Raw genomic sequence first — 12,025 nt, 5'->3', positions numbered from 1 at the left:
CATGACACCGGACAGTTCCTTTCTGGCGCAAGCGCAATGTGATGGCGACGGACGCCTGATCAGCGCGGATGAGCCGCTGGCGGGCCTGCAGCGGCGCTGCGGCGGTGAAATACCGGGCACCGTTGCGATTCCGGCGCTGCTGGAAGTGGTCCGCAAGGCGCGCGAATACGGACTGAAGCTGGCCCGCACGATCAAGGCCACCGACGGGCAGGACGCCATCACCGCATGGGTTGAAGTCACGCCGGATACGGCCAGTGGCAGTTGCACGATTGCCTTGCGCAGCTGGCAGGCGGTGCCGCTTCCGCCAGAGGATATGCAGGCAGCGGCAGAGCGCCGCGCCGCGATTGATCAGGCCGTGGCGGAGCTGGTGGCCCGGCTCGACGCGCAGCAGCGGGTGCTGGCGGTGGACTCAAGCGCTGCGGATCTGGCTGACCTGGCTGACGCGATGCGCGCAGGCGCAGGCCAGCCGTGGACCGATTTCGTCTCCATCGCCGGGAGTGCGCATCGCCAGCCGCTGCACTGGCGGTTGCTCGATGGGGCAACGCTCGATATCCCGGCGTCGCCGCGTGTCTGGCGTGCCAGCCTGTTTCCGCAACTGCAACCCGGCGGCGAACCGGCGGGCTTTGAACTTTGCCTGACCGCCCAGCAGCCGCTTCCGGCCATTGCGCGACCGTCCGCCGTGCTTCCGGCCAATGTCATGCCGCAGAACGGGCCAGGGCTGGTCGGCCGGGATATCGCGCCCGTGCTGCGCCAGCCGATCGCGCGGATCATTGCCAATGCCGAAACGATCCGGACCCGGCTGGCCGGTCCGCTGGCGGATGAATACAGCCAGTATGCCGCTGATATCGCCGCAGCCGGACAGCACTTGCTGGCACTGGTCGAGGATCTGGCCGACCTTGAAGTGGTTGAGGCCGAGGATTTCAACACCGCGCCGGACCGGATCGATCTGGCCGACGTGGCCCGCCGCGCCGCAGGCATTCTGGGGGTCCGCGCGCAGGAACGCGGGATCACGATCGACGCCCCCCGTCTGGGCGAGCATCTGCCCGCGATTGCCGAATTTCGGCGCGTGCTGCAGGTGCTGCTCAATCTGGTTGGCAACGCCATCCGCTATTCACCGGACAATTCGCAGATCTGGATCAGGCTGGAAGATGCGGGCGCGCGCGCCCGGTTGATCGTTGCCGATCAGGGGCCGGGTTTGTCGCCGGACCAGCAGGCGCGGGTGTTTGAAAAGTTTGAACGGCTGGGCCGCAGCGATGAAGGTGGCTCCGGTCTGGGCCTGTACATTTCCCGCCGCTTGGCGCGGGCGATGGGCGGTGACCTGAGCATCGACAGCGCCCCCGGTCAGGGCGCACGGTTCATACTGGACGTGCCGGCCGATCTGCTGGCGCAGGCCCCGACCACGGGGCACGATTCTTCCGTAAGTGACGGGTCTTCCGTAAGTGACGGGCGCGAAAACGAAACCGGCCCAGCCGAGGGCTGAGCCGATTACCTGCTAGTCAAGATAGCCCAGCCCCCGTGCGATCCACTTGATGCCGATGGCGATAGCCACCAGCGCCACCATGTAGTGAAAGGCGCGCAGCAGGTTCAGCATGGTGGCTGACGGCCGCAGGTTCCCGCCGGGAACCCGCGGCACCAGTCAATCAACGCTTCGATACGTCGATGTAATCGCGTTGCGTCGGGCCGGTGTAAAGCTGACGCGGGCGGCCGATCTTCTGGCCGGGATCGGAAATCATTTCGTTCCACTGCGCCACCCAGCCAACAGTCCGCGCCAGTGCGAACAGCGCGGTGAACATCGTGGTCGGGAAGCCGATCGCCGACAGGATGATGCCCGAATAGAAATCGACGTTCGGGAACAACTTCTTTTCGACGAAGTAGGGATCGTTCAGCGCGATCTCTTCCAGCCGCAGCGCGGTTTCGAACAGCGGATCGGTGACCTTCAGCGCGTCGAACACTTCACGCACGGTTTTCTGCATGACCGTCGCGCGCGGATCGTAGTTCTTGTAGACGCGGTGGCCAAAGCCCATCAGGCGGAATGGATCGTTCTTGTCTTTCGCGCGCTCGATATAGTGCGGGATCTTGTCGGGCGTGCCGATTTCCTTGAGCATGTTGAGCGCGGCTTCGTTCGCGCCGCCATGCGCCGGACCCCACAGGCAGGCAATGCCCGCCGCGATGCAGGCAAACGGGTTCGCGCCCGACGAACCGGCCAGGCGCACGGTGCTGGTCGAGGCGTTCTGTTCGTGATCGGCATGAAGGATGAAAATCCGGTCCATCGCCCGTTCGACTGCCGGGATCACTTCATACTCTTCGGCCGGAACGCCGAAGGTCATGCGCAGGAAGTTGCCGGTGTAGGACAGCTTGTTGTCCGGATAGACGAACGGCTGGCCGACCGAATACTTGTACGCCATTGCCGCAATCGTCGGCATCTTGGCGATCAGGCGGTGCGAGCTGACCTTGCGGTGGGTCGGGTCCGAAATGTCGGTCGAATCATGGTAGAACGCCGACAATGCGCCGACGACGCCGCACATGATCGCCATCGGGTGGGCATCCCGGCGGAACCCGTTGTAGAACGTGGCCAGCTGTTCATGCAGCATGGTATGACGGGTGATCGTCGTTTCGAATTTCACCAGTTCGTCGGCGCTCGGCAGTTCGCCGTTCAGCAGCAGGTAGCTGACTTCCATGAAGCTGGAATTTTCGGCCAGCTGACCAATCGGATAGCCGCGGTGCAGCAGCACGCCTTCGTCGCCGTCGATATAGGTCAGCGCGCTTTCGCAGCTGGCGGTGCTGGTAAAGCCGGGGTCATATGTGAACATGCCCGTCTGGGCATACATCTTGCGAATATCGACCACATCCGGACCGACACTGCCCGAAAGCACGGGATATTCAAACTCACCGCTGCCGGTGCCCAGCTTAACCTGATTCCCCACCTGTCTTACTCCATAAAAGCTGTATCAACTCTAGGCGACGATCGCCTGCGCGGCAATCCGCGCCAGACTTTCGTCCCGCCCAAGCAGAACCAGCACATCGAAAATACCCGGGGAGGTTGACTGCCCCGTTAGCGCGGCCCTTAAGGGTTGTGCAAGCTTGCCCAGCCCAAGACCCAATTCCTCGGCCATTGCCTTGAGCGCGGCTTCGAGCGCTTCCAGCGTCCAGTCGGCCTCATCGCCCAGTCGCGCGGAAATCTGGCCCAGCAACGCGCGCGCATCGCCGGTCAGCAGCGCTTCGGCCTTGGGTTCCAGCGCCAGCGGACGCTGGGCGAACAGGAATGCGGCGCTGGCCGCCAGTTCGTTCACATCCCTGGCGCGCACTTTCAGCACCGGCATTGCACGGGTGAGCAGATCGAGGTCGAGCGCGCCGGTCATCCGGCCGCCCACCAGTTCGGCCAGACGGCCATCATCGGCCTCACGCAGGTAATGCCCGTTGAGGTTCTGAAGCTTGGCGAGGTCGAACCGCGACGGGCTTTTCCCGACGTGGTCGATATCGAACCACTCGATCGCCTGTTCGCGGCTGATGATTTCGCTGTCGCCGTGGCCCCAGCCCAGCCGGAGCAGATAGTTGAACATCGCTTCGGGCAGAATGCCCAGTTCGTCGCGATAGGCATCGACCCCCAACGCGCCGTGGCGCTTGGACAGTTTCGCCCCGTCCGAGCCGTGGATCAGCGGGATATGGGCATAAAACGGCCGGGGCCAGCCCATTGCGTCGATGATCGCGAGCTGGCGGAACGCGTTGTTGAGGTGATCGTCGCCCCGGATCACGTGGCTGACGCCCATGTCGTGATCGTCAACCACCACTGCCAGCATATAGGTCGGCGTGCCGTCGGACCGGAGCAGGACGAAATCGTCCAGTTCGGCATTCGCGACCGTGACCGACCCCTGGACAAGGTCCGCGATCACGGTTTCGCCTTCGCGCGGGGCCTTGATTCGCACGACATAAGGCTGGCCTTCAGGCCAGGTCGCCGCATCGGCATCGCGCCATTCGCTGACGATCCGGAACGGCCGCCGCTCTGCCTGCGCGGCCTCGCGCCGGGCGGACAGTTCCTCGGGCGTCAGGTAACAGCGATAGGCGTGGCCCGATTCGAGCAGCTGGTGGGCCACGGCGGCATGGCGGTCAGACCGCGCAAACTGGAAGACGGCCGGTTCATCGCCGGCCAGGCCGAGCCATTCCAGCCCGTCAAAAATGGCTTCGATCGCCGGTTCGGTGGACCGGGCGCGGTCGGTATCTTCGATCCGCAGCAGATACTTGCCGCCGTGATGGCGCGCAAACAGCCAGTTGAACAGTGCGGTGCGCGCGCCGCCAATGTGCAGATAGCCGGTGGGCGAGGGCGCAAACCGCGTCACGACGCCGCGGCCATCTGCCACTGCTCCGCCGGTTACGCTTGTGCTTGCCATCAACCCGTCCATCCTGTCATTTGGGGCATGGCCAGCAGCGCGCCGTCAACCGTCCCCATGGGCAACGAACCGCCTGACGGCGCTGCATTGCAGCAAAGTCCTTGGCGCAACCGCGCAAGCTTGGCAAGCGGCCTTGCGAGCCTTGAACAATTCCTTGAACGCGCCGGGTTTGATCGCGCGCCGTGGCTGGTGGCGGCGTTCGGTGCTGGAATTGCCGCGTGGTTTTTGCTGGCCAATCACTGGCAGTGGCTGGGACTGCTGGCCGCCTGCGGCGGGGTGGCGCTGGGGGCACTGGCGGCGCTGCGGCCGGACGGGCGGTTTCCCTATCTCCGGCAGGCATTGGCGACACTGGCGCTGATGGTGGCGCTGGGTTGCCTGCTGGTCTGGGGGAAATCCGCAGTGGTCGGAACGCCCGCAATCAGCCGCCCGATGGTGACGGTGCTGGCCGCCAAAGTGATCCACCGGATCGAGCAGCCCGCCGAAGGCCGCGTCCGGCTGTTGCTGGCCACGCGCAACCCGGAGGACGGACGCGCGATCCGGGTGCGGGTCAACCTGCCACTGGCGCAGGACAATCCCGCGATTGCCGAAGGGGCGAGCGTGCGGCTGCGCGCGCGGCTGATGCCGCCCGCTCCGCCGATGCTGCCGGGCGGATACGACTTTGCGCGGGCAGCCTGGTTTTCTGGCCTGGCCGCGACCGGCAGTGTGCTGGGCGAGGTGACCGTGACCACTCCGGCCGAGCAGAACAGCGCGCTGCGGCGGTCACAGCGGTTCCTGTCGGCGCACGTCCGCAGCAACCTGGCCGGATCGCCCGGCACGATCGCGGCCGCGTTTGCGAGCGGCGACCGGGGGGCCATTGCCGAGACCGATGACGAGGCGATGCGCCATTCCGGACTGACCCATCTGCTGTCGATCAGCGGGCTGCACGTCAGCGCAATAATTGCGGCGGCGTATTTTCTGGCCAGCCGGCTGCTGGGACTGTGGGGCTGGCTCGCGCTGCGGGTGCGCATTCCGCTGGTGGCGGCGGCGACCGGGGCGCTGACCGGGATTGGCTATACCCTGCTGACCGGTGCCGAAGTGCCGACGATTCGCAGTTGCATCGGCGCGGTGCTGGTGCTGGGCGCGCTGGCACTGGGGCGCGAGCCGCTGTCGCTGCGGCTGCTGGCGGCGGCGGCATTTGCAGTGCTGCTGCTGTGGCCAGAGGCGCTGATCGGTCCCAGCTTTCAGATGAGCTTTGCCGCCGTTGCGTCGATCATTGCGCTGCATGGCACGGCCCGGATGCGGGCGTTCATGGCCCCGCGTGAGGAGCCCTGGTGGGCACGCGGTTTGCGCAATCTGGCGGCGGTGGTGCTGACCGGGCTGGTGATCGAGCTGGCGCTGATGCCGATCGGGCTGTTTCATTTTCACCAGTCGGGCGTTTACGGGGCGCTGGCCAACGTGGTGGCAATCCCGCTCACCACGTTCCTGTCGATGCCGCTGATCGCGCTGGCGTTGCTGTTCGATCTGGTCGGGGCAGGGGCGCCGTTCTGGTGGCTGACCGGCAAATCGCTGGAGGCGCTGTTGGGGCTGGCGCACTGGACAGCCGCAATGCCCGGCGCGGTGACCCGGATGCCCAGCATGGGGCAGGGGGCGTTCGCTTTGTTCGTGGCCGGGGGGGTGTGGCTGGCGCTATGGCATGGCCGGATCCGGCTGGCCGGACTGATCCCCGCCGGTCTCGGCGCGCTGCTGTTGACCACGTTGCAGCCGCCCGATGTGCTCATTTCCAGCGACGGACGCCATGTCGGGATCACCGGAGAAGTGCCTGAAGAACTGTTGATGCTGCGCGATTCCCGCAGCGACTTTGCGAAGGATAACCTGACCGAGCTGGCGGGCATGGCGGGCGAGACGCGCGCCCTCAGCCAATGGCGCGGTGCCCGCTGCAATCCCGATTTCTGCGCGATCCGTCTGGTTCGGGGCGGGCGCAGCTGGGACTTGCTGATGACCCGCGGCAAGGACATGGCCGCCGAACGTGAACTGGCCGCCGCCTGCGACCGAACCGATATCGTCATTTCAGACCGCTATCTGCCGCGCAGCTGCCGCCCCCGCTGGTTGAAGGCTGACCGGCGGATGCTCGACCAAACTGGCGGGCTGACCATTGACCTGTCCGCCCGCACGGTCCGGACCGTCGCTGAAAGTCAGGGCCAACACGGCTGGTGGGCCCCGCCGCCAGCGTTTCGGGCCGGACCGCGCCCCGCGCCGCCGTCAGGTGCAGCCACGGCGGCGGAACCAGCGCCAACTCCTGCTCCGGCCCCGGCAACAACCGTGCCGCTCTACACCCCGTGAGTGGCGGCGGCTGATTCCGGTGACGTTCCGGATACGAAAACGCCCGCAGTCGGGGCCGCGGGCGCTTCGAACTGACGGAACGCAGCGCCGCGTCTAGTGATAGCGGCGAAGCAGCCCGGCCAGTTTGCCTTGCACCAGCACTTCGCCGGGCTTGTAGATTTGCGGTTCATAGGCTGCGTTGGCAGGGTCCAGCCGGACCATGCCACCTTCGCGCCGAAGGTATTTCAGGGTCGCTTCCTCACCCCGCACCAGCGCGACGACGATTTCGCCGTCGCGGGCGCTGTCGGTGCGGCGGATCAGCGCATAATCGCCGTCCAGAATGCCGGCCTCGATCATCGAATCGCCCGACACTTCCAGCGCGTAATGCTCACCCGCGCCGAGCAGTGCAGCAGGCACCGGCAACATCGCGGCGGTTTCCATCGCCTCGATCGGGACACCGGCGGCGATGCGGCCGTGCAGCGGGATCTCGATCACGTCGTTGGCCGGAGCAGGCTTTGCCTCTGGCGGGCGGACCACGGCGGCGGCGCTGTTGACGTTGGCGGCTCGCGGCGCGGGCTTGGTCCCGACATCTTCGGGCTGGCGCAGCACTTCCAGCGCGCGCGCCCGGTTGGGCAGGCGGCGGATGAACCCGCGTTCTTCCAGCGCAGAGATCAGGCGGTGCACGCCCGACTTCGACTTGAGGTCCAGCGCCTCTTTCATTTCCTCAAACGAGGGGGAGACGCCGGTCTCTTCCAGGCGGACCTGGATGAAGCGGATCAACTCGTGCTGCTTGCGGGTCAGCATGCGCGCATCACTCCTTTGCAAACGATGCGCGGGGAACGGAAATGTTCCTGCACCGTTCAGTGAACGAATGCGGAACAATTAAGCAACTTCGATTCGTGCGTCAAGCAATTCCGCCATTTTGGGGGCAATTGATCGCATTTTGTTCCACCGCAGCAACCGCCCTTGCGCAATCAGGCAGGAGCGAACCAGTCGCCCGACTTGCCGCCGCGCTTTTCGATCAGGCGGACGCCCTCGATCACCATGCCCTTGTCGACCGCCTTGGCCATGTCATAGACCGTCAGCAGCGCGACGCTGGCGGCGGTCAGGGCTTCCATTTCGACGCCGGTCTTGCCGGTCAGGCTGGCGGTGGCGGTGACGCGCATCGCTGCGGCTTCGATCTCGAAATTGACCGTCACGGCATCGAGCGCCAGCGGATGGCACAGCGGGATCAGGTCGGCGGTTTTCTTCGCGGCCATGATCCCGGCGATCCGCGCGGCGGCGAGGACATCGCCCTTGGGCACGGTGCCGTCGCGGATCGCGGTGAGGGCGGCGGCGCTCATCGTGATCCGGCCCGTAGCCACGGCCACGCGCGCGGTCGCCGCCTTGCCGCCGACATCGACCATCCGGGCGTGTCCGTCCGCGTCGAGGTGGGTCAGATCAGCCATGCAGCAGCGCCCGGGTTGCAGCGGCGACATCGTCCTGACGCATCAGGCTTTCGCCGACCAGGAACGTGCGCACGCCGCAGCGGGACAGGCGGAGCAGGTCGGCATGGCCGCCGAGGCCGCTTTCGCTGACCAGCAGCGTCCCTTCCGGAGCCAGCGGGGCGAGCCGTTCGGTCGTGCCGATATCGGTCACGAACCGCTTCAGGTCGCGGTTGTTGACCCCGATCAGGCGCGACCGGAGCCGCGCTGCGCGCTCCATCTCGTCCGCATTGTGGACTTCGACCAGCACGTCCATGCCGAGCTCCAGCGCGGCGGCCTCGATCTCGGCCATCTCGCCGTCGTCCAGCGCGGCGACGATGATCAGGATCGCGTCGGCGCCAATCGCGCGCGCTTCGGCGACTTGCCAGGTGTCGACCATGAAATCCTTGCGCAGGACCGGCAGATCGCAGGCCGCGCGGGCGGCGATCAGGTAATCCTCATGCCCCTGGAAATAGGGCGCGTCGGTCAGCACTGAAAGACACGCCGCGCCGCCGGCCTGATAGGCGCGGGCATGATCGGCGGGATGAAAATCCGGGCGGATCAGCCCCTTCGACGGGCTGGCCTTCTTGATCTCGGCAATCAGGGCGAAACCATCGGCGGCCTTTGCCTCCAGCGCGGCGCGAAAGCCGCGCGGCGCGGTCTGCGTCGCGGCGCGGGCGGCCAGATCGGCCAGGCTCGCCAGCGGCTTGCGGGCGGCGACTTCCGCGCGCTTGGTGGTGCAGATTTCGGTCAGCTTGTCCATTGGTGATCCCATCGCGGTCCGGGGCGCGCGGCCTTAGCGAACCGTATCAATCCAGCAGTCGAGCAGGCCCTTGGCCAGCCCCTTGTCAATCGCTTCGGCGGCTTCCTCGACGCCTTCAAGCCAATCCTCAGCCTCGCCCGCCACCAGCAGGGCAGCGGCTGAATTGAGCAGAACGGCATCGCGGTAGGCACCCGGCTCGCCCAGCAGCAACTGGCGCAGCGCAGCGGCGTTGAACGCCGCATCCCCGCCGCGCAGCGCGTCGAGCGGGTGCGGCGCGAGCCCGGCGTTGTCCGGGGTGATCTCGGCCCCGATGCCGGTCAGGCCGATCGCGGCCATGTAGCTGGTTCCGGCGATGGAAAGCTCGTCCAGCCCCTCGGCCCCGGATACGATCAGCGCCGCTTCGGTGCCCAGCAGTTGCATGGTGTCGCGGTAGAGCGCGATCAGCGCCGGATGCGCGACGCCGACCAGCTGGCGGGTGACACCGGCCGGATTGGCCAGCGGCCCGCACAAGTTGAAGATCGTGCGCCGCCCCAGCGCCTTGCGGATCGGGCCGACGCGGGCCAGCGCGGGGTGGTGGGCCTGCGCGAACAGGAACGCAATGCCCAGATCCGGCAGGGTCTGCTCGGCCATCTCCGACGCACGGGCGAGGTTGAGGCCCAGCGCCTCCAGCGTGTCCGCGCCGCCTGCCTGACTGGACGCCGCGCGGTTGCCGTGCTTCGCCACCGGCACGCCGCAGGCCGCGACGACCAGCGCCACGGCGGTCGATACATTCAGGCTGTGCTGGCCGTCACCGCCGGTGCCGCAGACGTCAATCGCGCCGGCGGGCGCGGCAATCCGCTTCATCCGGGCGCGCATCGCCCGGACCAGCCCGGCGACTTCGGCGGCGGTTTCGCCCCGGTCGGCCAGTTCGATCAGGGTGGCGGCGATCTCATCGTCGGCCATCCCGCCATCGAGCATTCGCCCGAACAGCGCCTCGGCCATGTCAAGCGAGAGTGTCATGCCAGCTCGCGCGCCGCGATCCCGCAGACGGCCAGGAAATTGGCCAGCATGGCGTGGCCATGTTCGGTCGCGATGCTTTCCGGGTGGAACTGGACGCCGTGGATCGGCAGATCGCGGTGGCGGAACCCCATCACGTGTTCATCATCGCTGGTGGCGTTGACGATCAGGCTGCCGGGAATATCCTGCACGATCAGCGAGTGATAGCGGGTGGCCATGAAGGGCGAGGGGAGGCCGCGGAACAGGCCCGTGCCGTCGTGGCTGACCGGCGAAACCTTGCCGTGCATCAGCCCGCCGCGCACGACCTTGCCGCCAAAGTATTGCCCGATCGACTGGTGTCCCAGGCACACCCCCAGCAGCGGCTTGCCCGCAGCAGCGCAGGCCCCGACGAGGTCCAGGCTGATCCCGGCTTCGTTCGGGGTGCATGGCCCCGGCGAGAGCAGAAAGCCCTGCGCGCCCGTGTCAATCGCCTGCTGCGCGGTCATGGCATCGTTGCGCACAACCTCAACCTTGGCCCCCAGTTCCATCAGGTAATGGACCAGGTTCCAGGTGAAGCTGTCGTAATTGTCGATGACCAGGATCATGGAATGCCTATTGCCCGAAACCGGCCTGACTGGCCACCTTTACCGCTTCCCGCGCGGCCGCGATCAGCGCGCTGGCCTTGGCTTCGCATTCGCGCTGTTCATAGGCCGGGTCGCTGTCCGCCACGATTCCCGCGCCCGCCTGCACGTGCAGCAGCCCATCCTTGATCACCCCGGTGCGCAGGACGATGCAGCTGTCGAGGTTGCCGTCCGGCCCGAAATAGCCAACCCCGCCCGCATAGGCCCCGCGCGTTTCCGGTTCGAGTTCGGCGATGATCTCGCACGCGCGGACTTTGGGCGCGCCGCTGACCGTCCCGGCGGGAAAGCCTGCGAACACGGCATCGATGGCATCGTGCTGATCGCTGTCGAGCTGGCCGACCACGTTGGACACGATGTGCATGACGTGGCTGTAACGCTCAATCGTGTAGCTGTCGGTCACGCGGACCGATCCGGCCCTGGCCACGCGGCCGACATCGTTGCGGCCCAGGTCGAGCAGCATCAGATGTTCGGCGCGTTCCTTGGGATCGGCCAGCAGACTGATTTCGTTGGCCTTGTCCTCTTCCGCCGTCTTGCCGCGCGGGCGGGTTCCGGCAATCGGCCGGATGGTGACCTCGCCGTCGCGCACGCGGACCAGGATTTCCGGACTCGAGCCCGTCAGCGCGAAACCCGGCAGGTCGAGGAAATAGAGGAACGGTGAAGGATTGACCCGGCGCAGCGCGCGATACAGCGCCAGCGGCGGCAGGGTGAACGGGCAGGTAAAGCGCTGCGCCAGCACGACCTGGAAGATGTCGCCCGCCTCGATATAGTCCTGCGCGCGGGCCACCATCGCGGCATACTGGCCGGGCGCCATGGTCGGGACCAGCGCCGGTTCGGGCAGGGCGGCATCGCTGGTTACCATTGGCGCAGCCTGCGCGAGCCGGCGCAGTGCGGAGTCGATCCGGTCCTGCGCGGCTTCCAGCCGGTGCTGCGGCGTTCCGGCTGCGGGCCAGACCGGCGCGACGCAATAGAGCGCGTCGCTGAGCCGGTCGAACACCAGGATCAGCGCCGGGCGAACAAACAGCATGTCCGGCAGTTCCAGCGGATTTTCCGCCGGACGTGGCAGCTTTTCCACCAGCCCATAGGTTTCATAACCAAAATACCCGACGAGGCAGGCCAGCACGGGTGGCAGCGCCGCCGGAACGTCGATCCGGCAGGCGGCGACCAGCGCGCGCAGTTCGCTCAGGCTGTCACCGGGCAGGGCGGTGAAGGCGCTGCGGTCGGTGCGCCAGTCCGGATTGATTTCGCAGGCCGCGCCGGTCGCCCGGAACACCAGGTCCGGGTCCAGCCCCAGCAAGCTGAAGCGCCCGCGCACTTCGCCGCCTTCGACGCTTTCGAGCAGGAAATCGCCGCGTCCATCCTCGATCAGCTTGACCGCCGCGCCAACCGGGGTTTCGGTATCGGCGATCAGTTGCCGCCAGACCAGCGCCGGGCGACCGGCAGCCAGCGCAGCGGCAGCTGCATCCCAGTTTTCAGGCCGCGCTGCGGACATTGCCGATCCCG

General features: G+C 66.8%; 11 protein-coding genes. 2 read left to right on the top strand and 9 right to left on the bottom strand.

The window, feature by feature from the left end; translation table 11 throughout:
• Position 1: 1 nt before the first annotated feature.
• Positions 2 to 1,480 carry a HAMP domain-containing sensor histidine kinase gene (locus Q8Q53_RS02385; RefSeq protein ID WP_305700146.1) on the top strand — a complete coding sequence of 493 codons (1,479 nt, stop codon included), beginning with the start codon at positions 2 to 4 and terminating at the stop codon, positions 1,478 to 1,480.
• Between the two features lie 12 nt (positions 1,481 to 1,492).
• On the opposite strand, the gene Q8Q53_RS02380 is transcribed toward Q8Q53_RS02385, so the two are convergent.
• Genes Q8Q53_RS02380 through gltX form a run of 3 tightly spaced genes read right to left on the bottom strand, consistent with a single transcriptional unit; the run spans position 1,493 to position 4,385 of the window.
• On the bottom strand, positions 1,493 to 1,633 hold the full coding sequence (locus Q8Q53_RS02380) for a hypothetical protein (RefSeq protein WP_305700145.1): 141 nt from the start codon (positions 1,631 to 1,633) through the stop codon (positions 1,493 to 1,495).
• A 7-nt stretch (positions 1,634 to 1,640) separates the two neighbouring features.
• Entirely contained in the window at positions 1,641 to 2,924 is a 1,284-nt protein-coding gene (locus Q8Q53_RS02375; RefSeq protein ID WP_305700144.1) for a citrate synthase, read from the bottom strand.
• A 30-nt stretch (positions 2,925 to 2,954) separates the two neighbouring features.
• Positions 2,955 to 4,385, bottom strand: a complete 1,431-nt coding sequence (gene gltX / locus Q8Q53_RS02370; RefSeq protein ID WP_305700143.1) for a glutamate--tRNA ligase — start codon at positions 4,383 to 4,385, stop codon at positions 2,955 to 2,957.
• 120 nt (positions 4,386 to 4,505) lie between these two features.
• Between gltX and Q8Q53_RS02365 the strand changes: the two genes are divergently transcribed.
• Complete coding sequence (locus tag Q8Q53_RS02365; protein WP_305700142.1) at positions 4,506 to 6,704, top strand: ComEC/Rec2 family competence protein; 2,199 nt, start codon at positions 4,506 to 4,508, stop codon at positions 6,702 to 6,704.
• 93 nt (positions 6,705 to 6,797) lie between these two features.
• Here Q8Q53_RS02365 and lexA read toward each other — a convergent pair whose 3' ends face one another.
• The 6 genes from lexA to Q8Q53_RS02335 form a co-directional block, all read right to left on the bottom strand.
• Positions 6,798 to 7,487 carry a transcriptional repressor LexA gene (lexA, locus tag Q8Q53_RS02360; protein WP_305700141.1) on the bottom strand — a complete coding sequence of 230 codons (690 nt, stop codon included), beginning with the start codon at positions 7,485 to 7,487 and terminating at the stop codon, positions 6,798 to 6,800.
• Between the two features lie 170 nt (positions 7,488 to 7,657).
• On the bottom strand, positions 7,658 to 8,131 hold the full coding sequence (moaC, locus tag Q8Q53_RS02355) for a cyclic pyranopterin monophosphate synthase MoaC (protein WP_305700140.1): 474 nt from the start codon (positions 8,129 to 8,131) through the stop codon (positions 7,658 to 7,660).
• Positions 8,124 to 8,909, bottom strand: a complete 786-nt coding sequence (trpC, locus tag Q8Q53_RS02350; RefSeq protein WP_305700214.1) for an indole-3-glycerol phosphate synthase TrpC — start codon at positions 8,907 to 8,909, stop codon at positions 8,124 to 8,126. The genes moaC and trpC overlap by 8 nt, the downstream gene beginning before the upstream one ends.
• Before the next feature lie 33 nt (positions 8,910 to 8,942).
• Positions 8,943 to 9,908: an anthranilate phosphoribosyltransferase gene (gene trpD / locus Q8Q53_RS02345; RefSeq protein WP_305700139.1), complete on the bottom strand. Its 966-nt coding sequence runs from the start codon at positions 9,906 to 9,908 to the stop codon at positions 8,943 to 8,945.
• The gene (locus tag Q8Q53_RS02340) at positions 9,905 to 10,489 is read right to left on the bottom strand and encodes an aminodeoxychorismate/anthranilate synthase component II (protein WP_305700138.1); all 585 of its coding nucleotides are present in this window, start codon (positions 10,487 to 10,489) and stop codon (positions 9,905 to 9,907) included. Before Q8Q53_RS02340 ends, trpD begins: the two co-directional genes overlap by 4 nt.
• A gap of 7 nt (positions 10,490 to 10,496) precedes the next feature.
• Entirely contained in the window at positions 10,497 to 12,014 is a 1,518-nt protein-coding gene (locus Q8Q53_RS02335; RefSeq protein ID WP_305700137.1) for an anthranilate synthase component I family protein, read from the bottom strand.
• Between the last annotated feature and the right edge of the window lie 11 nt (positions 12,015 to 12,025).

Origin of the sequence: Novosphingobium sp., from assembly GCF_030699305.1 — a bacterium.
Classification (GTDB): domain Bacteria; phylum Pseudomonadota; class Alphaproteobacteria; order Sphingomonadales; family Sphingomonadaceae; genus Novosphingobium.
The sequence above is the reverse complement of the archived record's forward strand: the minus strand, read 5'-3'. Positions and strand labels throughout refer to the sequence as shown.

Excerpts from the sequence above, each read along its gene's own strand:
- Q8Q53_RS02385 (WP_305700146.1), top strand. The coding sequence starts at position 2 with ATGACACCGGACAGTTCCTTTCTGGCGCAAGCGCAATGTGATGGCGAC.
- gltX (WP_305700143.1), bottom strand. The coding sequence starts at position 4,385 with ATGGCAAGCACAAGCGTAACCGGCGGAGCAGTGGCAGATGGCCGCGGC.
- lexA (WP_305700141.1), bottom strand. The coding sequence starts at position 7,487 with ATGCTGACCCGCAAGCAGCACGAGTTGATCCGCTTCATCCAGGTCCGC.
- moaC (WP_305700140.1), bottom strand. The coding sequence starts at position 8,131 with ATGGCTGATCTGACCCACCTCGACGCGGACGGACACGCCCGGATGGTC.
- trpC (WP_305700214.1), bottom strand. The coding sequence starts at position 8,909 with ATGGACAAGCTGACCGAAATCTGCACCACCAAGCGCGCGGAAGTCGCC.
- trpD (WP_305700139.1), bottom strand. The coding sequence starts at position 9,908 with ATGACACTCTCGCTTGACATGGCCGAGGCGCTGTTCGGGCGAATGCTC.
- Q8Q53_RS02340 (WP_305700138.1), bottom strand. The coding sequence starts at position 10,489 with ATGATCCTGGTCATCGACAATTACGACAGCTTCACCTGGAACCTGGTC.
- Q8Q53_RS02335 (WP_305700137.1), bottom strand. The coding sequence starts at position 12,014 with ATGTCCGCAGCGCGGCCTGAAAACTGGGATGCAGCTGCCGCTGCGCTG.